General features: G+C 70.1%; 23 protein-coding genes. 22 read left to right on the plus strand and 1 reads right to left on the minus strand.

The window, feature by feature from the left end:
* Positions 1-335 precede the first annotated feature (335 nt).
* From ABIE44_RS18195 to ABIE44_RS18295, 21 genes are all read left to right on the plus strand, one after another.
* Positions 336-1,106, plus strand: coding sequence for an ABC transporter permease (locus tag ABIE44_RS18195; protein ID WP_354438279.1), 771 nt, complete (start codon positions 336-338; stop codon positions 1,104-1,106).
* A gap of 82 nt (positions 1,107-1,188) precedes the next feature.
* Positions 1,189-2,928 (plus strand): ABC transporter substrate-binding protein, encoded by a 1,740-nt coding sequence (locus ABIE44_RS18200; RefSeq protein ID WP_209714321.1) that lies wholly within the window; start codon positions 1,189-1,191, stop codon positions 2,926-2,928.
* Between the two features lie 96 nt (positions 2,929-3,024).
* Entirely contained in the window at positions 3,025-4,041 is a 1,017-nt protein-coding gene (locus tag ABIE44_RS18205; RefSeq protein WP_209714319.1) for an ABC transporter permease, read from the plus strand.
* 15 nt (positions 4,042-4,056) lie between these two features.
* Positions 4,057-5,145, plus strand: coding sequence for an ABC transporter ATP-binding protein (locus ABIE44_RS18210; RefSeq protein WP_209714317.1), 1,089 nt, complete (start codon positions 4,057-4,059; stop codon positions 5,143-5,145).
* Positions 5,142-6,311 carry an ABC transporter ATP-binding protein gene (locus tag ABIE44_RS18215; protein WP_209714315.1) on the plus strand — a complete coding sequence of 390 codons (1,170 nt, stop codon included), beginning with the start codon at positions 5,142-5,144 and terminating at the stop codon, positions 6,309-6,311. The genes ABIE44_RS18210 and ABIE44_RS18215 overlap by 4 nt, the downstream gene beginning before the upstream one ends.
* 30 nt (positions 6,312-6,341) lie before the next feature.
* The gene (locus tag ABIE44_RS18220; protein ID WP_209714313.1) at positions 6,342-7,700 is read left to right on the plus strand and encodes a replication-associated recombination protein A; all 1,359 of its coding nucleotides are present in this window, start codon (positions 6,342-6,344) and stop codon (positions 7,698-7,700) included.
* A gap of 11 nt (positions 7,701-7,711) precedes the next feature.
* Positions 7,712-8,233, plus strand: coding sequence for a hypothetical protein (locus tag ABIE44_RS18225; RefSeq protein ID WP_209714311.1), 522 nt, complete (start codon positions 7,712-7,714; stop codon positions 8,231-8,233).
* On the plus strand, positions 8,230-8,532 hold the full coding sequence (locus ABIE44_RS18230) for a DUF6167 family protein (RefSeq protein ID WP_209714310.1): 303 nt from the start codon (positions 8,230-8,232) through the stop codon (positions 8,530-8,532). Before ABIE44_RS18225 ends, ABIE44_RS18230 begins: the two co-directional genes overlap by 4 nt.
* Entirely contained in the window at positions 8,532-11,204 is a 2,673-nt protein-coding gene (gene alaS, locus ABIE44_RS18235; RefSeq protein WP_209714308.1) for an alanine--tRNA ligase, read from the plus strand. Before ABIE44_RS18230 ends, alaS begins: the two co-directional genes overlap by 1 nt.
* Complete coding sequence (gene ruvX / locus ABIE44_RS18240) at positions 11,197-11,676, plus strand: Holliday junction resolvase RuvX (protein WP_209714306.1); 480 nt, start codon at positions 11,197-11,199, stop codon at positions 11,674-11,676. The genes alaS and ruvX overlap by 8 nt, the downstream gene beginning before the upstream one ends.
* Positions 11,673-12,836 (plus strand): endolytic transglycosylase MltG, encoded by a 1,164-nt coding sequence (gene mltG, locus ABIE44_RS18245; RefSeq protein WP_209714305.1) that lies wholly within the window; start codon positions 11,673-11,675, stop codon positions 12,834-12,836. Before ruvX ends, mltG begins: the two co-directional genes overlap by 4 nt.
* A gap of 4 nt (positions 12,837-12,840) precedes the next feature.
* The gene (locus ABIE44_RS18250) at positions 12,841-13,674 is read left to right on the plus strand and encodes a shikimate dehydrogenase (RefSeq protein ID WP_209714303.1); all 834 of its coding nucleotides are present in this window, start codon (positions 12,841-12,843) and stop codon (positions 13,672-13,674) included.
* Complete coding sequence (locus tag ABIE44_RS18255; protein ID WP_209714301.1) at positions 13,671-14,414, plus strand: prepilin peptidase; 744 nt, start codon at positions 13,671-13,673, stop codon at positions 14,412-14,414. Before ABIE44_RS18250 ends, ABIE44_RS18255 begins: the two co-directional genes overlap by 4 nt.
* Before the next feature lie 72 nt (positions 14,415-14,486).
* The gene (gene aroC / locus ABIE44_RS18260; RefSeq protein ID WP_209714300.1) at positions 14,487-15,665 is read left to right on the plus strand and encodes a chorismate synthase; all 1,179 of its coding nucleotides are present in this window, start codon (positions 14,487-14,489) and stop codon (positions 15,663-15,665) included.
* Complete coding sequence (locus tag ABIE44_RS18265) at positions 15,662-16,192, plus strand: shikimate kinase (RefSeq protein WP_354438283.1); 531 nt, start codon at positions 15,662-15,664, stop codon at positions 16,190-16,192. Before aroC ends, ABIE44_RS18265 begins: the two co-directional genes overlap by 4 nt.
* A complete protein-coding gene (gene aroB / locus ABIE44_RS18270; protein WP_209714298.1) occupies positions 16,185-17,312 on the plus strand; it encodes a 3-dehydroquinate synthase in 1,128 nt (375 codons plus the stop codon). The genes ABIE44_RS18265 and aroB overlap by 8 nt, the downstream gene beginning before the upstream one ends.
* Entirely contained in the window at positions 17,309-17,746 is a 438-nt protein-coding gene (locus ABIE44_RS18275) for a type II 3-dehydroquinate dehydratase (protein WP_209714296.1), read from the plus strand. The genes aroB and ABIE44_RS18275 overlap by 4 nt, the downstream gene beginning before the upstream one ends.
* A 67-nt stretch (positions 17,747-17,813) precedes the next feature.
* The gene (gene efp, locus ABIE44_RS18280) at positions 17,814-18,380 is read left to right on the plus strand and encodes an elongation factor P (RefSeq protein ID WP_209714295.1); all 567 of its coding nucleotides are present in this window, start codon (positions 17,814-17,816) and stop codon (positions 18,378-18,380) included.
* Between the two features lie 7 nt (positions 18,381-18,387).
* Complete coding sequence (nusB, locus tag ABIE44_RS18285; protein ID WP_209714293.1) at positions 18,388-18,798, plus strand: transcription antitermination factor NusB; 411 nt, start codon at positions 18,388-18,390, stop codon at positions 18,796-18,798.
* Between the two features lie 56 nt (positions 18,799-18,854).
* The gene (locus tag ABIE44_RS18290; protein WP_209714291.1) at positions 18,855-20,207 is read left to right on the plus strand and encodes a dihydrolipoyl dehydrogenase family protein; all 1,353 of its coding nucleotides are present in this window, start codon (positions 18,855-18,857) and stop codon (positions 20,205-20,207) included.
* A 112-nt stretch (positions 20,208-20,319) separates the two neighbouring features.
* Entirely contained in the window at positions 20,320-21,954 is a 1,635-nt protein-coding gene (locus ABIE44_RS18295) for a thrombospondin type 3 repeat-containing protein (protein WP_354438286.1), read from the plus strand.
* Here the strand turns inward: ABIE44_RS18295 and ABIE44_RS18300 are convergent.
* Complete coding sequence (locus ABIE44_RS18300) at positions 21,951-23,285, minus strand: WS/DGAT/MGAT family O-acyltransferase (RefSeq protein WP_209714289.1); 1,335 nt, start codon at positions 23,283-23,285, stop codon at positions 21,951-21,953. The two genes, ABIE44_RS18295 and ABIE44_RS18300, sit on opposite strands and share 4 nt — an antisense overlap.
* A gap of 253 nt (positions 23,286-23,538) precedes the next feature.
* Here ABIE44_RS18300 and pyrR point away from each other — a divergent pair, with 253 nt between their 5' ends.
* Positions 23,539-24,108, plus strand: a complete 570-nt coding sequence (pyrR, locus tag ABIE44_RS18305) for a bifunctional pyr operon transcriptional regulator/uracil phosphoribosyltransferase PyrR (protein WP_209714287.1) — start codon at positions 23,539-23,541, stop codon at positions 24,106-24,108.
* Positions 24,109-24,113: the final 5 nt, after the last annotated feature.

Raw genomic sequence — 24,113 nt, forward strand, 5'->3', positions numbered from 1 at the left:
CATAGAGTCGCTCGCGGCGGCGGTCGTGACGACCTCACGGACCGCCGTCGAACCCGTCCGACCGATCCCGTCGAAGAGGTGCCGAGTGTCCTTGTCCGAGTCGCAGTTCGAGTCGACCACGGTGCCGGTCGACCCGCCGACGGAGAAGGCGGTCGAGGGTCGGTCCCCGACCCAGCTGGCGATCCGACGGTTCCGCAAGGACAAGCTGTCGATGGTCTCGTTCGGGATCTCCGCGTTCATCGTGCTGTGCGCGGTGATGGCCCCGATCCTGGTCAAGATGGACGTCATCGACCCGTACACGTTCCACCAGAAGCTGCTCCAGTCCGACGGGTGTCGTGCCGCTCGGCAAGCTCGGCGGCATCGACGGCAGTCACTGGCTCGGCGTCGAGCCCGGCACCGGCCGGGACATGCTCGCCCGGCTGATGCTCGCGCTGACGTGGTCGCTGGGCATCGCGCTGACGGCCACCCTGATCACCGTCGTGATCGGCGTCGTGATGGGCATCATCTCCGGGTTCTCCGGCGGCATCGTCGACAACACGGTGGGCCGCTTCATCGACCTCACGCTGTCGTTCCCGCAGACGATGATGCTGCTCGCGCTCTCCTCGCCCGCGGTGCTGCTGCTGCGCACCAAGGTCTCGGAGTGGCCAGGGCTCGGCCTGCTCTCGGACCCGGACCGGGCCTCGGGCCTCTACGTGATCATCATCCTGGCGGTCTTCGGCTGGCCGCCGGTGGCCCGCGTCGTGCGCGGCCAGGTGCTCTCCATCCGCGAGCGCGAGTTCATCGAGGCCGCCAAGCTCATCGGTGCGTCCCGCTCGCGGCTGTACTTCCGCGAGGTGCTGCCGAACCTGTGGGCACCGATCCTCGTCTACACCACCCTGCTGGTGCCGGCGTACATCTCCGCCGAGGCGGCGTTCAGCTTCCTCGGGGTCGGCATCAAGCCGCCCACGCCCACCCTCGGCAACATCCTGGCCGACTCGGTGAACTACACCAGCGCGGTCCCGATCTTCTTCTTCATGCCGGGCATCGTCCTGGCGCTCACCGTCGTCGTGTTCAACCTCGTCGGCGACGGTGCCCGAGACGCCCTTGATCCGAAAGCACACCGTTAGAAAAGACTCAGTACTCCGCCGCCAGAAAGGCGAAGTGCTGCCGACGCCGGGTCACCGGCGCCAAACCGATAGGAGAGAATGGATGGCGATCACCAGGAAACCGCTCGCCGCGGTTGCTGTCGCTGCCCTTGCCGCAGCCACGCTGGTTGCGTGCGGGAGCGGGGATGACGGGGATGGCGGAGGTTCGAAGGCCGAAGGTACCAAGGGCGGTACCGCGATCTTCTACAACGGCCCCCGCAACACCGAGCACTGGGACCCCCAGCGCATGTACATCGGTCGCGACCTGAACAACTCGGGACGACTCTTCTACCGGAGCCTGGTCGCGTTCCCCGCGTCCAACGACCCGGTGGAGGGAACCACTCCGGTTCCCGACCTCGCGACCGACACGGGTACGTCGGAGCAGGAGGGCAAGGTCTGGAAGTTCACCGTGCGTGACGACGTCAAGTGGGAGGACGGCAAGCCGATCACCTGCGAGGACTTCAAGTACGGCGCCAGCCGCAACTTCGCGACCGACGTGATCATCGGTGGACCGGCCAACTACCTGTTCACCTACCTCGACATCCCGACCGGCAAGGACGGGCTGCCCGAGTACAAGGGCCCGTACAAGAAGACCGGTCAGGACCTGTTCGACAAGGCCGTGACCTGCGACGGGAACACGATCACGTACAACATGAAGAAGCCGTGGCCGGACTTCCCGCAGTCGATGGCTTCGCTCCGCTACATGGACCCGTACCGTGCCGACCTGGACAAGGGTGACGCGAACAACTTCGTGATCATCTCCAACGGTCCGTACAAGCTGGACGGCAAGTGGACCGAGGGCACCGGCGCCAAGTTCGTGCGCAACGAGAACTGGGACGAGAAGACCGACACGATCCGCAAGGCTCTGCCGGACCAGTGGGACTTCCGCGAGGGTGACGCCGACGAGGCGATCTACGAGCAGATGTTCGCCGACGACGGTGACGCCCAGTACGGCGTGACCGAGCGTCGCATCCCGCCGACGTTCTACGGCCGCATCCCGGAGGCGGGTGACCGCTACACGAAGGTCGAGTCGCCGTACGTCGACTACGTCCTGCCGAACTTCAACTCGGACGTCTTCAAGAACAAGGCCTGCCGCGAGGCACTCAAGTTCGCTACCGACAAGGCCGCCTGGATCCAGGCCGGTGGTGGCGAGAAGGCCTTCAAGCCCGCGTACTCGATCGTGAACCCGGGCGTGCCCGGCTACAAGAAGAACGCGGCGTTCGCGGACATCCCCGACGCAGGTGACACGGCGAAGGCCCAGGCCGCTCTAGCCGACTGCCCCGCCCCGAAGCCGGTGAAGATCAAGTTCACCTACTCCGGTGGAACGCCGACGTCCGACAAGCAGGCTGCTGCCCTGAAGGAGTCGTGGGACAAGGCCGGCTTCAAGACGGAGCTGGACCCGCTCGAGGACACCTACTACGACGTCATCCAGAAGCCCGAAGCGGACTTCGACGTCACGTGGGGTGGTTGGGGTGCTGACTGGCCGTCCATCGGTACGGTCATCCCGCCGCTGATGGACAGCCGGATCAACCTGACCGGCGACTCCAACGGCAACGACTACGGCAACTACAAGGGCGGTCCGGAGGTCGACGCGATGATCGACGCCGCCTACGCCGAGACGGACCTCGACGCGGCTGCCACGAAGTGGGCCGAGCTCGACGCCAAGCTCGGTGAGGACGTTGCCTACATCCCGCTGGAGATCACGCTGTTCAACTTCCTGCACGGCGGCAAGGTCACCGGCTACTCCAACAACGTCTCGGTGAACGGCTACGCCGACCTCGCCCTGATCGGAGTGGAGAAGTAACACCTCGGTAGCACCCGACGGTCGGGGCCGCGTCTCGCGGTCCCGGCCGTCGGTGCCGAGAGCAAGTCCCACCCGTACTTTCTCAGGGGTCCATCTGTGTTTGCCTACGTCGTCAGACGCCTCGTCTCCGGGGTCATCCTGCTCATCGTGATGAGCCTGATCACCTTCGCGCTGTTCTTCGCCTCGCCGATCGACCCGGCGAAGTTCGCGTGCGGCAAGAACTGCTCGCGCGCCCAGCAGAAGCAGACGGCGGCGGCGCTCGGGTACGACGACAACTTCTTCCAGCAGTGGACCAAGTTCTCCAAGGGCATCTTCACCGGCCGGGACTTCCCGGACGACCCGGAGCTGAAGAAGACGGCACCCCAGACCATCGCGCACTGCGACGCCCCGTGCCTGGGCTACTCCCGCGAGCGCACCTCCAACGTGACCGACCTGATCAAGCAGACACTGCCGGTCTCGGTCTCGATTGCGATCTTCGCCTTCCTGTTCTGGATCATCGGCGGCGTGCTGCTCGGGGTGATAGCCGCTCTCAGAGCGGGGTCGATCATCGACCGGGGGTTGGTGGGTATATCCCTTGTCCTGTACGCGTTCCCGACGTTCTTCATCGGTCTGCTGCTCTACAAATTCGTCGCGGTCCAGTGGAAGCTGGTCGAGGTGCCTCGGTACACGCCGATCGCCGAGGGCGGCATCGGCGGCTGGGCGTCCAGCCTCATCCTGCCCGCGATCACGCTGGCCGTGTTCTTCATGGCCGGCTACGTCCGGATGACCCGGGCCTTCGTCCTCGAGGCCTTCTCCGAGGACTACGTGCGCACCGCGAAGGCGAAGGGCCTGCCGCAGCGCACCATCACGTTCAAGCACGCGCTGCGCGCGGCGCTGACACCGCTGGTCACCATGGCCGGCCTCGACTTCGCCGGCCTGCTCGGCGGCGCGATCATCACCGAGTCGGTCTTCAACTACCCCGGCCTCGGCAAGCTCGCCGTCGCGGCCAACCGCGACTACGACCTACCGACGCTGGTCGGGCTGGTCCTGCTGCTGGCCGCCTTCGTGATCGTCGCGAACATCATCGTCGACCTGCTCTACGCGGTCATCGACCCGCGCGTGCGGGTCGGCTGAGGGGACTCGGAAACCATGACGGAAACGCTCCAGACACCACCGCCGGCCCAGACCGGCGCACCGTTCCTGTCGGTGCGCGACCTCGTCGTGCACTTCCCGACGGCGGACGGCATCGTCAAGGCCACCGACGGCCTGTCCTTCGAGCTCGAGCGCGGCAAGACGCTCGGCATCGTGGGGGAGTCCGGCTCCGGCAAGTCGGTCTCCAGCTCGGCCATCCTCGGTCTGCACCGCGGCACGACCGCCCGGGTCTCCGGCGAGATCCTCCTCGACGGCGCCGACCTGCTGGCTCTCGACGACGAGCAGATGCGTCGTCGCCGGGGTCGCGACGTGGCGATGATCTTCCAGGACCCGCTCTCCGCGATGCACCCGTACTACACGGTCGGCAACCAGATCGCCGAGGCGTACCTGGTGCACAACGACGTGAGCAAGAAGGCTGCTCGCCAGCGCACGATCGAGATGCTGGGACGCGTGGGCATCCCGCAGCCCGACCGTCGCGTCGACGACTACCCGCACCAGTTCTCCGGCGGCATGCGCCAGCGGGCCATGATCGCGATGAGCCTGATGAACGACCCGGGCCTGCTGATCGCCGACGAGCCGACCACGGCCCTCGACGTGACCGTCCAGGCGCAGATCCTGGACCTGCTCCAGGACCTGCAGCGCGAGTTCAACTCCGCGATCATCATCATCACCCACGATCTCGGCGTCGTCGCCGAGATGGCTGACGACGTCCTCGTGATGTACGGCGGCAGGGCCGTCGAGTACGGCCCCACCCGCGAGGTGCTGGTCAGCCCGGAGATGCCGTACACCTGGGGTCTGCTCTCGAGCGTGCCCGACGTGGTCGGTGACACCGGTGCCAAGCTGATCCCGATCCGCGGCAACCCGCCGAGCCTGCTCAACCCGCCGTCCGGCTGCCCGTTCAACCCGCGGTGCGACTTCCGCGACCAGGTCCCGGGCGACCTGTGCACCACGGTCCTTCCGGCGCTGACGCCCGCCGCCTCCGGGGGCACCCACACCAAGCGCTGCCACCTCAGCGACCCGAGCGCCGTGTACGCGGCCGAGGTCCTGCCCGAGATCGCTCCCGACCAGGTCGAGGGGCACGCATGAGCGAGACGGAGTCCTCCCACGTGACAGCGCACGCCGCTTCGGTCCTCGACGTCGACGCACCGCCGGTGCTGACGGTCGAGGACCTGCAGATGTACTTCCCGGTCCGCTCGAGCGGCCTGGTGCGTCGTACGGTCGGGCACGTCCAGGCGGTCGACGGGGTGTCGTTCCAGGTGCCCCAGGGCGGGTCGCTCGGTCTGGTGGGCGAGTCCGGCTGCGGCAAGTCGACGACAGGGCGGCTGATCACGCGGCTCTACAGGCCGACCGGCGGCAGCATCAACTTCGAGGGCACCGACATCTCGAAGATGACGCCCCGGCAGCTGATGCCGATCCGGCGCGAGATCCAGATGATCTTCCAGGACCCGGCCACCTCGCTGAACCCGCGGCACACGGTCGGTGCGATCGTCGGTGCTCCGCTGCGGATCCACAAGGTCGTGCCGAAGGACAAGGTGCTTCCCCGGGTCCAGGAGCTGCTCGAGATCGTCGGTCTCAACCCGGAGCACTACAACCGGTACCCGCACGAGTTCTCCGGCGGCCAGCGCCAGCGCATCGGCATCGCCCGCGCCCTGACGCTGCAGCCCAAGCTGCTCGTCGCCGACGAGCCGGTCTCCGCCCTCGACGTCTCGATCCAGGCGCAGGTGATCAACCTGCTCCAGGACGTCCAGAAGGAATTCGGCATCGGCTTCCTCTTCATCGCCCACGACCTCGCGATCGTGCGCCACTTCTGCCCCGAGGTGGCGGTGATGTACCTCGGCAAGATCGTCGAGATCGCCGACCGGGACACGCTCTACAACCACTCGCACCACCCCTACACCCAGGCACTGCTTTCCGCCGTGCCGGACGTGAAGCAGGCGTCGGTGGGTGGCCGTCGCGAGCGGATCCGGTTGACCGGCGACGTCCCGAGCCCGATCAACCCGCCGTCGGGGTGCCGTTTCCGCACCCGGTGCCCGTTCGCGCAGGAGGTCTGCGCCCAGGTCGAGCCGCCGCTGCTGCAGATCGGCCCGCGGCACAAGGTCGCCTGCCACTTCGCGGGCGAGCTCGGCGCGCACCCGGCGACGCCGATCGCGCAGAGCACCACGCCGGACCCCTCGACGCCCGGCGTGCACAGCCCCGGATTCGAGGCGACCTGGCTGGACCTGCAGACCGGGCAGACCACCGGCCCCCGGTGACCTGTCCGTCCCACCTCCTAGGCTGAACCCGTGGACGAGGGACTCTTCGAGGCGACCGCTCCTGCGCCGGCCGGGCCGGGTGGCGGGACGCTCGCAGGCAACGACCACGCGTCGGCGCCGCTCGCTGTCCGGATGCGTCCGCGTGACCTCGACGAGCTGGTCGGACAGCAGCACCTGCTCGCGGCCGGCTCCCCGCTGCGCCGGCTCATCGAGGGCGACCAGTCGATGGCGCTGCTGCTCTGGGGGCCGCCGGGTACCGGCAAGACGACGATCGCGGCGATCGTCTCCGGCCAGACCAACCGGGTCTTCGTCGAGGTCTCGGCCGTGGCCGCAGGGGTCAAGGAGGTCCGGGCGGCCATCGACGGTGCCCGGGCACGCCTGGTGGCGACCGGACAGGAGACCGTGCTGTTCGTCGACGAGGTGCACCGCTTCACCAAGGCCCAGCAGGACGCGCTGCTCCCCGGGGTGGAGAACCGGTGGGTGACGCTCATCGCGGCGACCACCGAGAACCCGCACTTCTCGGTGATCTCGCCGCTGCTGTCCCGCTCGCTGCTGCTGACCCTGGAACCTCTGACCGACGAGGACGTCCGGGGCGTCATCACCGCGGCGCTCAGCGACGAACGCGGGCTCGCGGGAGCGGTCGGGCTCACCGAGGAGGCGGCCGATCACCTGGTCCGGCTCGCCGGCGGCGACGCGCGCCGCTCCCTGACGTACCTGGAGGCGGCGGCGGGTGCGGCGATCGCCCAGGGCCTCGACGAGGTCGACCTGGCGACCGCCGAGACCGCGGTCGACCGGGCCGCGGTGCGCTACGACCGCGACGGCGACCAGCACTACGACGTGATCAGCGCGTTCATCAAGTCGATCCGCGGATCGGACGCCGATGCCGCGCTGCACTACCTGGCGCGGATGTTCGAGGCGGGGGAGGACCCCCGGTTCATCGCGCGGCGCCTGGTGGTCTCGGCCAGCGAGGACATCGGTCTCGCGCACCCGGCCGCCCTGACCACCGCGGTGGCCGCGGCCCAGGCCGTCCAGCTCATCGGCATGCCGGAGGCGCGGATCAACCTGGCGCAGGCGGTCATCGAGCTGTGCGTGGCGCCGAAGTCCAACGCCGTGATCGTGGCCGTGGACGCCGCCATCGCCGACGTACGGGCGGGCAAGATCGGAGCGGTGCCGGCGCACCTGCGCGACGCGCACTACCCGGGGTCGAAGGCGCTCGGTCACGGCGCCGGCTACAAGTACGCCCACGACGAGCCGTTCGGCATCGCGGAGCAGCAGTACGCCCCGGAGGTGGTCCTCGACGCGGAGTACTACCGACCGACGAACCTCGGGGCAGAAGCGGCCGTCCGGGAGCGGTGGGAGCGAATTCGGCGGATCATCCGCGGCAGGTAGGGTCATCTGCCATGGACAGTGCATTGCTGGGAGCGATCCTCGCCGCCCTGGGTGGAGCCGTCGTGGCCCTGCTCGCGGTGGGGCTCCTGGCCGTCCTGCGCCGACGCAACCGGTCCCGCGCGGACCTCGAGGCGATGCTGGACGCGGCCCTGCGCGAGAGCGACGACCTGCGCACCCGGCTCGAGGAGCTCTCGGTCCAGCTGCCCGACCACCCGGCGGCCGTCCCGACCGAGAGTCTGACCTACCTGATCACCGACGCAGGTCGCCCCGGCGCCGACGTCGCGGTGCCCGTCGAGGACCCGGTCGTGGTGCCGGACCGGCTCGTGCTGAGCGCCACCGTGGGCACGCCGCTGGTCAAGGTGGCCGCCTTCAGCCACGGCGTACGGCGGGCCCTGTCCCCGGAGAACCGCAACCGGATCTGGTTCGAGATGCGGCGGGAGGTGCGGGCGGCCCGCAAGCGCCGCAAGCAGCTGGTCAAGCAGTACCAGCGCGACCTCCGGGCCGATGACCGGTCGCAGGAGTCGCTGGCATGAGGCGCGGTTTCTGGTTCGTGGCAGGAGCCGGCGCCGGCGTCTACGTGATGGTCAAGGCCCGTCGGGCCGCCGAGGTGTTCACGCCGGACGGTCTGCGCGACCGCCTCGAGGGACTCCAGGTCGGCGCCCAGCTGTTCGCCGAGGAGGTGCGCGCCGGGATGACCGACCGCGAGGCCGAGCTCCGCGAGCGCTTCGCCCTCACCGACGAGCACCGCGCGCTGGACGCCCCTCTGGACGGCCCTCTCGTCCTCGAGACAACTCCCGAACCTGATCGACCTGCTCTGGAAGGCACGCACTGATGCACACCGCCGACATCCGCCGTCGCTTCGTCGAACACTTCGAAGCCGCCGGTCACACGGCGGTGCCCTCCGCGCCGCTGCTGGTCGACGACCCGAACCTGTTGTTCGTCAACGCGGGCATGGTGCCGTTCAAGCCGTACTTCCTCGGCCAGGAGACGCCGCCGTACAGCCGCGCGGTGAGCGTGCAGAAGTGCGTGCGCACCCCGGACATCGAGGACGTCGGCAAGACCACCCGGCACGGCACCTTCTTCGAGATGTGCGGCAACTTCTCCTTCGGCGACTACTTCAAGGCCGGTGCCATCGAGCTGGCCTGGGACCTGATCACCAAGCCGATCGCCGACGGCGGTTTCGGGCTCGAGGAGTCCCGGCTCTACCCGAGCGTGTACGAGGACGACCCGGAGGCCGTCGAGCTCTGGAAGAAGATCACCGGCGTCCCCGACGACCGGATCGCCCGCCTCGGCAAGTCCGAGAACTACTGGTCGATGGGTGTCCCGGGTCCGGGCGGCCCGTGCTCGGAGATCCTCTACGACCGCGGACCCGCGTACGGTGCCGACGGTGACTTCGGTGCCGAGGACCGGTACCTGGAGATCTGGAACCTCGTCTTCATGCAGGACGAGCTCAGCGCGGTGCGCAGCAAGGTCGACTTCGACATCGCCGGCGCGCTGCCTAAGCAGAACATCGACACCGGCATGGGCCTCGAGCGGGTCGCCTTCCTCCTGCAGGAGAAGGCGAACATGTACGAGATCGACGTGATGTACCCGGTGATCGAGCGGGCCGAGGCGCTCACCGGTCGCCGGTACGGCGCCAACGAGGGCGACGACGTCCGGTTCCGGGTCGTCGCCGACCACATCCGCTCCTCGATGATGCTCATCGGTGACGGCGTGACGCCGGGCAACGAGTCCCGCGGTTACGTGCTCCGCCGCCTGCTGCGTCGCGCCGTCCGGTCGATGCGGCTGCTCGGCTACGAGGACCGCGCGCTGCCGGAGCTGATGCCGGTCAGCCGCGACAAGATGGCGCCCGGCTACCCCGAGCTCGCCAGCGACTGGGACCGGATCGCGCAGGTCGCGTACGCCGAGGAGGACGCGTTCCGCACGACGCTCCGCTCCGGCACCCAGATCTTCGACAACGCCGCGGTCGAGACCAAGGCTGCCGGGGCGACCGTGCTGCCGGGCGACAAGGCCTTCGCGCTGCACGACACCTACGGCTTCCCGATCGACCTCACCCTGGAGATGGCGGCCGAGAACGGCCTGACCGTCGACGAGGACGGGTTCCGCGCCCTGATGGCCGAGCAGCGGTCGCGAGCCAAGGCGGACGCCAAGGCCAAGAAGGGTCAGCACGCCGACACCAGCGTCTACCGCGGGATCCTGGACGCCAACGGACCGACCGAGTGGTTGGCCTACGAGACGCTGACGACCGAGTCGAAGCCGCTCGCCCTGCTCTCGGGGGGTGCGCCGGTGCCGGTGCTCGGGGCCGGCGACATCGGCGAGCTCGTCCTGGACCGGACCCCGTTCTACGCCGAGTCCGGCGGCCAGGCGGCCGACGCGGGCACCATCGAGTTCGACGGCGGGGTGCTGGAGGTCCTCGACGTCCAGCGTCCGATCAAGGGCCTGGTCGTGCACCAGGTGAGGATCATCGACGGTGAGTACAGCGTTTCCGGGACGTCGGGAGAGCTGCTCGCGAAGGTCGACCCCGACTGGCGGATCGGCGCCCGGCAGGCGCACTCCGGCACGCACGTCGTGCACGCCGCGCTGCGCGAGGTGCTCGGGCCCACGGCACTGCAGTCCGGTTCCTACAACCGCCCCGGCTACCTGCGGCTCGACTTCGGCTGGACCTCCAAGCTGACCGAGGCGCAGTACCGCGACGTCGAGGCAGTTGCGAACAACGCGCTGCGCGCCGACCTCGCGGTCGGGTGGGACTACATGACGTTGGAGCAGGCCAAGGACTGGGGTGCGATCGCGCTCTTCGGCGAGACCTACGACGACACCAAGGTGCGCGTCGTGGAGATCGGCGGGCCCTGGTCGCGCGAGCTCTGCGGTGGCACCCACGTCGACCACTCGGCCCAGATCGGCACCATCGTGGTCACCGGTGAGTCCTCGGTCGGGTCGGGCAGCCGCCGGATCGAGGCCCTCACCGGGTACGAGGGCTTCGCCTACCTGGCGAAGGAGCGCGACGTCGTCGCGCAGCTCACGACGCTGCTCAAGACCCAGCCCGACGACCTGGTCGGCCACGTCGGCGACCTGGTCGAGCGGCTGAAGTCGGTCGAGAAGGAGCTGGAGAGGGGTCGCCTCGCGCAGCTGCTCGCGGGTGCCGGCACGCTCGCCGCCGGAGCCGTGGACGTCGGTGGCGTCTCCTTCGTCGGCGAGATCGTCCAGGGTGCCGGCGGCGGTGACGTCCGCACGCTGGCGCTCGACGTCCGCGGACGTCTGCCGGGTGACCGGCCGGGGGCGGTGCTGATCATCGGTGTCGCCGACGGCAAGCCTGCGATGGTGGCCGCGGTCAACGAGGCCGGACAGGCGGCCGGCGTGTCGGCCAACGACCTCGTTCGTGCCGCGGCCGGGGTGCTGGGCGGCAAGGGCGGCGGCAAGGCCGACGTCGCCCAGGGTGGCGGGGCCGACGCGTCGAAGGTCGACGAGGCCGTCGAAGCGGCCCGGTCCGCCCTGGCGCATGCCTGACCTGGACCCCCGCGGCGTCCGCCTGGGGATCGACCCGGGCGACGCCCGGATCGGGGTCGCCTCCTGCGACCCCAGCGGGATCCTGGCCACGCCGGTGGAGACGGTGCCCCGCGGTGAGGGCGACCTGGACCGGATCGCTGCGCTCGTCGAGGAGCTCGGCGCCGTGCTGGTGTACGTCGGGCTGCCGCGCTCGCTGAGCGGGAACGAGGGACCGGCGGCGGGTAAGGTTCGAGCATTCGCCGCAGACCTGGCGGCACGGGTCGCACCGCTCCCGCTCCGCCTGGTCGACGAGCGGATGAGCACGGTCACCGCGGAGGCGGTGCTGCGCGACCGCGGCAAGAAGGGCAAGAAGCGGCGAGCCGTCGTGGACCAGGCGGCCGCCGTGGTGATCCTGCAGGGCGCGATCGACACCGAGCGCACGCTGGGCCGGCCGGCCGGCGAGCTGGTCGTACAAGGAGAAGGAACACTGTGAGCGACATCGGACCTGGCCCCGAGCACGAGCCCGCCAGCCTGCCGAGGGCAGGTTCGCGTCGCGGTGAGCCCCGCCGGAGCCGTGCCCGCGGCTGCCTCCCGCTCCTGGTGGTCCTGGCCCTGATCGCCGGGGGCGCCTACTTCGGTGGCAGCTGGGTCGTCGACAAGGTGAAGTCGTTGACCGGCAGTGCTCCCGACTACTCCAGCACGAACACCGTCGTGCCCAAGAACGGCAAGAACGTCGCCACCATCGAGGTGCGCGAGGGCGACAGCTCGGCAGCGATCGGCCGTTCGCTGAAGGCCGCCGACGTCGTCAAGAGCGTCGACGCGTTCGTCGACGCCGCCCGCGCCGACGAGCGCTCGACGTCGATCCAGGTCGGCTTCTACGCGCTGAACAAGCAGATGAAGGCTTCGGCAGCCCTGGAGATCCTGGTCAACCCGAAGAACCTGATCCAGACCGCGGTGGTGATCCCCGAAGGTTTCCGGGTCAAGGACATCGTCAAGCGGATCCTGGCCAAGACCGACTTCACCAAGGCCCAGGTCAACGCGGCGATCAAGGACACCGCCGGGCTCGGTCTGCCGCCGGAGGCGAACGGCAAGCTCGAGGGCTACCTGTTCCCGGCGACGTACAACGTGCTGCCCGGCATGACCGCGAAGGGTCTGCTGACGCAGATGGTCGAGAAGACCAAGCAGGTCGAGAAGTCCCTGGACATCAAGGCGAAGGCGAAGGCCGTGGGACTCACCCCGCAGCAGGTCCTCACCGTGGCGAGCATCCTGGAGTACGAGGGCAGCCGCGACGAGGACTACCCGAAGATCGCCCAGGCCATCTACAACCGCCTCGAGATCGGCATGCTGCTGCAGTCCGACGCGACGGTCGCCTACGCCAACAACCTGTCAGGCACCGTCTACACGACCGACGCCGAGCGCAACAACCCCTCGCCCTACAACACCTACGTGCACGCGGGTCTGCCGCCGGGACCGATCGGGTCGCCGGGGGAGAAGACCATCGAGGCAGCGCTGAACCCGGTCAAGGGCCCGTGGTTGTACTGGATCGTGGTCAACCTGAAGACCGGAGAGACCCGGTTCAACGAGACGTACGACGGCCACCTCGCCGACCGCGAGGTGCTGCGCGAGTACTGCTCGACCTCGGACGCCTGCTGAGCCGATGGCGACACCTGCAGTCCGCAACTGTGCCGTCCTGGGTTCCCCGATCGAGCACTCGCTCTCCCCGGTGCTGCACCGTGCCGCGTACGCCGAGCTCGGTCTGCCCTGGCAGTACAGCGCCGTCGACGTGGAGGAGCCCGAGCTCCCGCGCTTCCTGCGCACCTTGGACGCGAGCTGGCGCGGCTTGTCGTTGACGATGCCGCTCAAGCGGACCGTGATGCCGTTCCTCGACGACATGGACCTCTGGGCGGAGGTCTCGGGCGCGGCGAACACCGTCGTGCTCGCCGATGGTGCGATGAGCGGGTTCAACACCGACATCCCGGGTGCGATCGCGGCGCTGCAGGAACGTGTGCCCGGTCCGTTCACGAACGCCGTGGTGCTCGGGGGAGGGGCGACGGCGGCCTCGATGCTGCTCGCCCTCGGCGAGCTCGGCTGCGAGTACGCGCGCCTGCTCGTCCGCGACCCGTCCCGCGCCACCCAGACCGTCGAGACGGTCGCCCGCGCCGAGCGCGGCCCGGTCATCGAGGTGGGGACGCTGGGCGACCCGGTCGGGGCGGTCGACCTGGTGATCTCCACCATCCCGGCCTCGGCCCAGTCTCCCGCCCTGGTGGCCAGCGCCGACCCGTGCCCGGTCGTCTTCGAGGTCGTCTACGACCCGTGGCCCACGCCGCTGGCCGCTGCCGCGCTGAGGTCGGGCCGGATCCTCGTCGGGGGTCTCGACCTGCTGATCAACCAGGCCGCCCGGCAGGTCGAGCTGATGACCAACCTCCCGGCCCCGGTCGCGGCGATGCGTGCCGCCGGCGAGGGCGCGCTGGCGGCGCGGGTCCGGCCGTGACCGACGAGCTGGTCGCGGCGGTGACCGCCGGGGCCCTGGGTCTGGTCGTCGGGGCGCTCGGGCCGGCGGTGATGCGCCGGCTGCCCGAGCCCGAGCTCGAGGAGCAGCCCGCCGAGGGCGAGGAGGAGCCGGAGAGCCGGCTGACCTTCCGGCCGGTCTACGAGAAGGTCACCTACGCCGAGGTCGCGGCAGGTCCGCGCACGCTGCTGCTGTGCGCGGTGTTCTCCGCCGCCCTCGGGGCGCTGCTCGGCGTACGGCTCGGGTGGAGTCCCGAGCTCCTGGTTGCCGGGCTCGCCGCTCCGGGCCTGGTGTGGCTCGCGTACATCGACGCCCGGACCACGTTCCTGCCCACGGTGCTGATCTACGCCACCCTGGTGGTGGTCGCCGGAGCCGTCGTGGGTCTCGCGGCCGTCGACGGCGACTGGTCGGACGCCCAGCGTGCCCTGATCGGCGCGCTGGCCTGGTGCGCGCTGTTCCACGTCTTCTGGTTCTTCGGCGGTATCGGGTACGGCGACGTCCGGCTCACGCTCCTGCTGGGTACCGTCCTGGGCTACCTCGGCTGGTACGAGTACGCCGTCGGTGTGATGGCCACCGCGCTGCTCGGCGGACTCGGCCCGACGCTGCTGCTGGTGCTCAAGCTCGTCGACCGGCGACGCAATCCCTACGGCCCGCACATGGTCGCCGGTGCGGTGGTCGGCGCGGCGTTCGGCGTCCCGATCGCGCAGCTGCTCGGGTACTGATCGGTCTCCGGACCCATCTCGTCGCGGGACCGCAGCCGAAAACCGGGTGCCCCCTCGTGAAAGACTGCGCGCATGCTCCGATGGCTCACTGCGGGGGAGTCGCACGGCCCCTCCCTCGTCGCAATCCTTGAAGGTCTCCCGGCTCATGTCGAGGTGACCAGCGCCGACCTCGCCGACTCCCTCGCCCGACGCCGCCTCGGCTACGGCCGCGGGGCCCGGATGAAGTTCGAGGCCGACGAGGTGACCATCACCGGCGGCGTCCGCCACGGGGTGACCCAGGGCGGCCCCGTCGCGGTACAGGTGGGCAACTCCGAGTGGCCGAAGTGGGAGACCGTGATGTCCGCCGACCCGGTGGACCCGTCCCTGCTCAAGGAGACCGGTCGCAACGCTGCGCTGACCCGTCCGCGTCCCGGCCACGCCGACCTCGCGGGCATGCAGAAGTACGACTTCACCGAAGCCCGCCCGGTCCTCGAGCGGGCCTCGGCGCGCGAGACCGCGGCCCGGGTCGCGCTCGGCCGGGTGGCCAGCAACTTCCTCGCCCAGGTGGGCGGGATCGAGATCCTCTCGCACGTCGTGGAGCTCGGTGGGGTGCCCGCTCCGAAGGGGTCGATCCCGGTCCCCGGCGACCTGGCCCGTCTCGACGAGGACCCCGTGCGGTGCCTGGACGCCGAGGCGTCCGCTGCGATGGTGGCCCGCATCGACCAGGCCCACGACGACGGCGACACCCTCGGCGGCGTCGTCGAGGTCGTCGTGCACAACCTGCCGCCGGGGATCGGTTCCCACGTGCACTGGGACCGACGCCTCGACTCGCGGCTCGCGGGCGCGCTGATGGGCATCCAGGCCATCAAGGGCGTGGAGGTCGGGGACGGCTTCGAGCTCGCCGCCACCCCGGGTTCGCTGGCCCACGACGAGATCGTCACCGAGGCCGGGAAGCTGCGACGCACCTCCGGTCGGTCGGGCGGCACCGAGGGGGGCATGTCCACCGGTGAGGTGCTGCGCGTCCGTGCCGCGATGAAGCCGATCGCCACCGTCCCGCGTGCTCTGCGCACCGTCGACGTCGCGACCGGCGAGGCGGCCGTCGCGCACCACCAGCGCTCCGACGTCTGCGCCGTCCCGGCGGCCGGCATCGTCGCCGAGGCGATGGTGGCCCTGGTCGTCGCGGATGCCGTGCTGGAGAAGTTCGGTGGCGACTCGGTCGCGGAGACCCGGCGCAACCTGGAGACCTACCTCGCGAACCTGAGGTACGTGTGAGCGCTTCCTCCTGCGGGCCCAAGGTCGTCCTGATCGGCTCCATGGGGGCCGGCAAGACCACCGTCGGCGGGCTCGTCGCCGAGGCTCTCGGGCTGTCGTTCCGCGACACCGACCAGGTGATCGAGGAGCGCGCCGGGAAGCCGGTCTCGGAGATCTTCGTCGACGACGGTGAGCCGCACTTCCGCGACCTCGAGCGCACCGTCGTGGCCGAGTCGCTGGACGAGTTCGACGGTGTCCTTGCCCTCGGCGGCGGCGCAGCGATGGACCCGCAGAGCCAGGAGCTCCTCGCCGGGCACTGCGTCGTCTTCCTCAAGGTCGGCCTGGCCGATGCGGCGTCCCGGGTCGGACTCGGCGTCTCCCGCCCGATGCTGCTCGGCAACGTGCGTGGTCGGATCAAGCAGCTGCTGGACGAACGGACCCCGATCTACCTCGCGGTCGCCCGGCACACCGTGGAGACCGATGGCCTCGACGCCGCCGCGGTCGCTGATCAGGTCCTCGCGCTGGTGCAGGATGGCTCCCATGACTGAGCCCATCACCCGTATGCCGGTGCGCGGGGCCTCGCCCTACGAGGTGGTCGTGGGTCACGGCGTGCTCGGCGAGGTCGCGGGCATGCTCCCGCCGGGAGCCGAGCGGGTCGCGGTCTGCTACGCCGAGCCCCTGGCCCACCTCGCGGACCGCGTCGTCGCAGGTCTGGGGGACCACGAGATCACCCGGATCGTGCTGCCCGACGGCGAGGTCGCCAAGACCGGTCAGGTCGCGATCGGCGCCTGGGAGCAGCTCGGGGCCGCCGGGTTCACCCGGTCCGACGCGGTCGTCACCGTGGGCGGGGGAGCCACCACCGACATGGGCGGCTTCATCGCCGCCACCTGGTTGCGCGGCGTCCCCGTGGTGCACGTGCCGACCACGCTGCTCGCCATGGTCGACGCCGCCGTGGGCGGCAAGACCGGCATGAACACCGGCGCGGGCAAGAACCTCGTCGGCTCGTTCCACGAACCGGCCGGCGTGGTCTGCGACCTCGACGTCCTGACCACGCTCCCGCAGGCCGAACTGGTCGCCGGGCTCGGTGAGGTGGTGAAGTGCGGCTTCATCGCCGACCCCGAGATCCTCGCCATCATCGACCGCAGTCCGGCCGCTGCCCTGGACCCCGGGTCCGCCGAGCTGCGCGAGCTGGTCGAGCGCGCGATCGCGGTGAAGATCGCCGTGGTGGTCGACGACCTGCGTGAGCAGGGCGGAGCGGACGGGCACCCAGGCCGCGAGGTCCTCAACTACGGCCACACGATGGCGCACGCGATCGAGAAGGCGACGGCGTACGAGATCCGGCACGGCGAGGCCGTCGCGCTCGGGATGGTCTTCGTCTCCGAGCTGGCCCGCCTCGCCGGACACCTGGACGACGACACCGCCGCTCGCCACGGCACCGTCCTGGAGCTGGTGGGTCTGCCCACGCGCTACAGCGGCACGGCGTTCGAGACGCTGCACGCCACCATGAAGGTCGACAAGAAGTCGCGCGGGTCCCAGCTCCGGTTCGTGGTGCTCGACGGGCTCGCGAAACCGGTCGTGCTCGCCGGCCCGAGCGAGGAGCACCTCCGCGCCGCCTACGAGCACCTGGCCGGATCGGTCGTCGAGCCTGTCGAGACGGGGCGTCCATGAAGGTACTCGTGCTCAACGGTCCCAACCTGGGACGCCTGGGTCGGCGCCAGCCCGAGATCTACGGCTCCACGACCCACGCCGAGCTCGCCCAGCTCTGCGTCGGCTGGGGGCGGGACCTCGGCCTGGACGTCGAGGTCCGGCAGACCAACCACGAGGGCCAGATGCTCGACTGGCTCAACGACGCTGCCGACGAGGCGACGCCGGTGGTGCTGAACGCCGCAGCCTGGACGCACTACTCCTACGCGATCTTCGATGCCTGCGCCCAGCTGGTCGCTCCGCTCGTCGAGGTGCACATCTCCGACCCGGCCTCGCGCCCGGAGGAGTTCCGGCACCACTCGGTCGTGACGCCGTACGCCGCCGCGGTGATCGCGGGGCAGGGGATCGACGGCTACCGGCAGGCGCTGGAGTTCGTCGCGACGAGCCGGGACGGCTAGACTCACCCGTCGGCCTCCTCCGAACGGCCGCCCCCACCACACCTGACCAGACAAGGTTCCTGCGCGCATGGCAACGACGAACGACCTCAAGAACGGCATGGTTCTCAACATCGACGGTCAGCTCTGGGCTGTCACCGAGTTCCAGCACGTGAAGCCCGGCAAGGGCCCGGCCTTCGTCCGGACCAAGCTGCGCAACGTGGAGTCGGGCAAGAACGTCGACAAGACCTTCAACGCCGGCACCAAGGTCGAGACCGCCAGCGTCGACAAGCGGACGATGCAGTACCTCTACAACGACGGCACGTCGTACGTCTTCATGGACACCGACACCTACGACCAGCTCGAGATCGCCCCGGAGATCATCGGCGACGCGAAGAACTACCTCCTCGAGAACGGCGAGGCGATCGTCGCGACCAACGAGGGCCGGGTGCTCTTCGTCGAGCTGCCCGCCTCCGTCGAGCTGCTGATCAGCTTCACCGAGCCCGGCCTCGCCGGCGACTCGGCGACGGGCCGCACCAAGCCGGCGACGCTGGAGACCGGTCACGAGATCCAGGTGCCGCTGTTCATCAACCAGGGGGAGAAGATCAAGGTCGACACCCGTGAGGGTGGCTCCTACCTCGGCCGCGTCAAGGGCTGATCACTCCTTGAGCGCACGCTCCAAGGCCCGCAAGCGGGCCCTCGACCTGATCTTCGCCGCCGAGGCCCGCGGCCTCAGCGCGGACCAGCTGCTCAGCGACCAGCTCGACGCCGGCGACGGTCCGGCCAACGAGTACACCCTGACCCTGGTGCGCGGCGTGCACGAGCACCGCGCCCGTCTGGACGAGCTCATCTCGCGGTACGCCGAGGGCTGGACCATCGACCGCCTCCCCGCGGTGGACCGCAACGTGCTGCGCCTCGGCATCTACGAGGTCCTCTACGTCGACGACGTCCCCGACGCCGTGGCCGTGAGCGAGGCGGTGAACCTGGCGCGCGACCTGTCGACCGACGAGTCGCCCGCGTTCGTCAACGGACTGCTCGGCAACGTCGCCCGCGACAAGGGATCGCTCGTCCCGTAACCTCCGCGGCGCCCCCGGGACTGGCCGGACTTGCGCGCGACTGGTTGGCTGGGGCCATGACCTCCCGCCACGAATGCGATGTCGTCGTCCTCGGACTCGGACCCGGCGGCGAGCACGCCGCCCTGCTGCTGGCCGGGAAGGGCCTCGACGTCGTCGCGATCGACGAACGGCTCGTCGGTGGCGAGTGCCCCTACTTCGGGTGCGTCCCGTCGAAGATGATGATCGCTGCCGCGACCACCCTGCACGAGGCACGGCGCGTCTCCGAGCTCGCCGGACGGGCGGACGTCACTCCGGACTGGGGACCGGTGGCGGCCCGGATTCGCGACGAGGCCACCGACGACTGGGACGACAAGGTGGCCGTCGACCGGCTCCTGGACGCGGGGGCGACCTTCGTCCGCGGGCGTGGAGCGATCACGGCGCCGCGGGAAGTCACCGTGGACGGCACGACGTACGCCGCGCGCCGGGGCATCGTGCTCAACACCGGGACGACGCCGAGCGCGCCCCCGATCGAGGGGCTGGCGGGCACTCCGTTCTGGACCAACCGCGAGATCGTCAGGGTCACCGAGCTGCCGCGGTCGATGACGGTGATCGGCGGCGGCCCGATCGGCTGCGAGCTGGCCCAGGTCTTCTCGACCTTCGGGGTCGAGATCACCGTCGTGGACGTGGCCGACCGGATCATTGCGGTCGAGGAGCCCGAGGCGTCCGAGGTGCTGACGAAGGCGTTCGGCGACCAGGGCATCGACGTCGTCGCCGGGGCGAAGATCGAGCGCGTCGAGCACGGCGCCGGCGGGTTCACGGTCGTCCTGGCCGACCGCGAGATCACCTCCGAGCAGCTGCTGGTCGCGGCGGGCCGGAGGAACAACCTGGCCGGCATCGGCCTCGAGCACGTCGGGCTGGACCCCGAGGCGCGGGTCCTCGAGCCGGACGAGCGCATGCGGGTCGCCGACGGTGTCTGGGCGGTGGGTGACATCACCGGCAAGGGCGCGTTCACCCACGTCTCGATGTACCAGGCCGACGTCGTCGTGCGTGACGTGCTCGGCGAGGACGGTCCGTGGGCCGACTACCGCGCGGTCGCGCGGGCGACCTTCACCTCCCCCGAGGTCGGTTCGGTCGGGCTGTCGGAGGCGGCGGCCCGCAAGCAGGGCATCGACATCCGGGTCGCCACCGGGGACCTGGGGTCGCGCGGTTGGCTGGCCAAGGAGGAAGGTCTCGTCAAGCTGGTGGCGGACCGGCAGCGCGGCGTCCTGGTCGGGGGCTGCGTCGTCGGCTCGACCGGCGGCGAGGTCATCTCGCTGGTCGCCACCGCGATCCACGCGGAGATCCCGCTCAGCACGCTCACCGAGATGCACTTCGCGTACCCGACGTTCTACCGGGCCCTGCAGCCGGTGCTGCGCGACCTCGTGGACTGAGCCCGGGAGCAAGTCGGGACCTCTGGCCCTAGCCACGGCGGCGCTGCTGTCCGTACGGTAGATATGTCCTAAAGGTCCCTTTCGGGACGTTGCGCTTCCACCGGGGGGATCCATGCGCTCAGCGCCCACGTCGTGCAGGACGTCGTTGAGGGTGGTCGTCGTCCTCGCGCTCGCCGCGGTCGGCCTGGTCGCGTGGCCCACGATCGCGTCCGCCGTCTCGACCGGCTGCGCCAGCATGAACAGCGCATCGGTCGACGGCGAGTACAACAACGGCACGGCGGTCGGGGCGTTCGAGGCAGGCGAGGTCCTGGTCTTCGACGTCTCCGGCACCGATGGCCTGGCAGCCGGTCTGCTCGCGGTCCAGACCGACCAGCTCGGCCAGCCCGGGTACGTCCCGGTCTCCCTGTCGGTCCAGGTGCCCCAGAAGATCGTCTACCCGGTGACGGTCTCGGCCGACTACTCGCTCTCCTGGAGTGTGCCGCTCGCCGTCGTGCACGACCCGACGTGGTTGGTCTCGTGCAGTGCGGACAGCGACGTCGACGGGATCAGCGACGACGTCGACAACTGCCCCCAGGTGGTCAACCCCGACCAGTCCGACGTCGACGGCGACGGACGCGGCGACCTCTGCGACGGCACGGACGACGACCCCGACCGCGACGGCGTCTTCACCGATGTCGACAACTGCCCGGCGGTCGAGAACCCGTCGCAGTCCGACGTCGACGGGGACGGCAAGGGCGACGCCTGCGACGACGTTGACGACGACATCGACCGGGACGGGGTCTTCACCGAGGACGACAACTGCCCCTCCGTCGCGAACCCCGAGCAGGAGGACCTGGACGGGGACGGCAAGGGCGACGCCTGCGACTTCGTGAACGACGACGTGGACGGGGACGGCGTGTTCAACGACGTCGACAACTGCCCGACGACGGCCAACCCGGGCCAGGCCGACGTGGACGGCGACGGTCTCGGCAACGCCTGCGACCCGGTCAACAACCTCGACCTCGACAACGACGGGGTGAACAACGCCGTCGACAACTGCCCGTCGGTCGCGAACGCGAACCAGGCGAACACCGACGGTGACGGCCTCGGCAACGCCTGCGACCCCGACGACGACAACGACGGCGTTCCGGACGCCTCCGACTCCTGTCCGCTCGTCCTCGGCACCCGGTCCGACGGGTGCAACAACACCGCGCCGACGGTGAAGCTGACCTCGCCGGCAGCCGGGGCGCTGCTCGACCCGACCCGCGCGACGACGGTGACCGCGACCGCCACCGACGACCTCGGCGTCGCCTCGGTGACGTTCAGGCTCGGGGCGCGGACGGTATGCGTCGACACCACCGCGCCGTACAGCTGCGCGGTGAAGCCGACCGAGCGCGAGACGGGGGTCCAGGTGCTCACGGCGACCGCGCGTGACGCCGTCAACGCCCAGGCGACCACGTCGCGACCGGTCACGGTCGACCGGTTCAAGGGCGTCCTGAGCGTGGCCGCGTCCAAGCCGAAGGGCAAGAAGCCGAAGGTCGCGGCGTCCGGCAGGCTGTTCCTGCCCGCCGGTACGACGGCCGCCGTCGCCTGCAGCGGGACGGTCACCGTCCGGCTCGCAGTGGGCAAGAAGGTCAAGAGCGTGACGGCGCCGCTGAAGCGGACGGGCACCACGTGCACGTTCACGACGGCGAAGGTCGCGGTCCCGAAGGGCAAGGTGAAGGCGACCGCCAAGTTCGCCGGCAACAAGGTCCTCCGGCCGATCTAGCCGACTGCCGCCTCGAGCTCGTCCAGCGCTTCGTCGGTGTAGATGGCGAGCCGCTGGAGGTGCGGCAGCGTGTCGCGGCAACCGACGAAGCCGATGATGACCTTGTCGCCGTACCCGATCAGCGTGACGTTGAGGCCGTAGCCGTCGGAGAGGAACGACACCGGCACCATGCTGACCAGTCGTGCACCGGCGAGGTAGAGCGGCTCGCGCGAGAGCACGAGGTTCGAGACGACGAAGTTGAACAGCGGCGGTGCCGTGACGACCTTCTGGGAGAACGCGATCGGCAGCAGCCCGGCCAGGGTGAACTGCTGGAGGGCGCCGGGGGAGAGGGCGACCAGCTCCTTCTTGCCGCGCGCGGTCACGGCGTTGATCCCCTGCAGGCGCGCCACGGGGTCGGCCACGTCGGTTCCCAGCGGGCAGACGAAGCCCGCCGCCGCGTTGATGGTCCCCTCGTCGCGGTCGATGCCCACGGGCACCGAGGCGGTCAGGGTGCGGTTCGGCAGCTCGTCGAGATCGGTGAGGTATCGCCGGACGGCACCGCTGATCGCGGTGAGCACCACGTCGTTCACCGTCGTCCCGGTCGCCCGGGCGATCGTGCGCAGGCGTGGCAGGTCGAGCTCGGCCTTGGCGATCCGGCGGTTGCGGGTGACCTTCTTGTTGAACGGTGTGCCCGGCGTGCGCAGCGCTCCCAGCACAGCGCTGTTGGCGCCCAGGGCCATCTCGAGCACCTTGCCGGCCATCTCGCCGGTGGCGCCGATCCCGCCGACGATGGAGCGGGCGAGCCTGATCGCCTGGCGGTCGGCTCGGGCGAGCGCCGCGCGCTCGGGGGACTCCTTTCCGCCGGGGGCGACGTTGCCGTGCGGGTCGGTGGTCAGCCACTGCTTGATCGTGCGCATCGCGCCGAGGCCGTCGGTGGCTCCGTGGTGGGCCTTGAAGTAGAAGGCGAACCGGTTGCCCTCGAGGCCCTCGATCACGTGCGCCTCCCACAACGGCTTGGTGAGGTCCAGCGGGTGGGAGTGCAACCGCTCGATCAGCTGGCCGAGCTGGGCGTCGGTCCCCGGGCTGGGCAGGGCCGAGAGCCGCACGTGGTACGACGGGTCCGGCGTCACCTTGACCCAGCGCGACAGCGCGTTCGCGGGCCCATGATCCACGACGCTGTCGTAGGTGAAGGGCACCCACGAGAGCTGGGCGAACGCCTGGTGCAGGTCGCGGACGAAGTCGGGCCCGGCGCCCTCGGGGAGCTCGAAGATCGCGCCGCACCCGATGTGCAGCGGGGCACGGGAGGTCTCCATGCGTACGAACATGCTGTCGACCGGGCTGAGCAGCTTCATCGGCGTCGCCTCCTGGTGCGCCTCATCGTAGGGGCGGGCGTGATCCGGGTCACGCGACGCTCCACACCGGTTTTCGCGGCCTGCTCCAGGGGTAGTGGTGGAGTGGAACAAGACCTGCCTGGGAGGGCAGACAGCGGCACCCGCTGCGGCGGGTGCCGCTTCTTCTCGCTCGGGCGGGGGCTGCTAGAGTCCAGCCTGAGTTCGACATCCTTTAACGGTCCGTCCTGTGAGGCGGAGAAGGAGGTCTGGCGTCATGACGCCTACCCCAGACCCTGGTCCGGAGACGGACGTGCAGCCCGGAGGACGCACGGTCCTCGACGCTCGTGACATCGCCCGAGCGCTGACCCGCATCTCCCACGAGATCCTCGAGCGCAACAAGGGTTCCGAGGACCTGGTCCTGCTCGGCATCCCCAGCCGGGGCGTGCACCTGGCGCAGCGGATCGCCGCTCGCATCGCCGAGGTCGAGGGCGCCGAGGTGGCCAGCGGATCCCTCGACATCACGATGTACCGCGACGACCTCCGGCTGCGTCCGGCCCGCGCGCTCGCGCCGACGGCGATCCCGGCCGGCGGCATCGACGGCAAGGTCGTCGTGCTGGTCGACGACGTCCTCTACTCCGGCCGCACCATCCGCGCAGCGCTGGACGCCATGAACGACATCGGCCGCCCCCAGGCGGTCCGGCTCGCCGTCCTGGTCGACCGCGGCCACCGCGACCTGCCGATCCGCGCCGACTTCGTGGGGAAGAACCTGCCGACCTCGACCAGCGAGAAGGTCGCGGTCCGACTGGCGGAGTACGACGGGGAGGACTCGGTGACGATCCGATGAGCTCG

Origin of the sequence: Marmoricola sp. OAE513 (assembly GCF_040546585.1) — a bacterium.
GTDB lineage: Bacteria > Actinomycetota > Actinomycetes > Propionibacteriales > Nocardioidaceae > Marmoricola.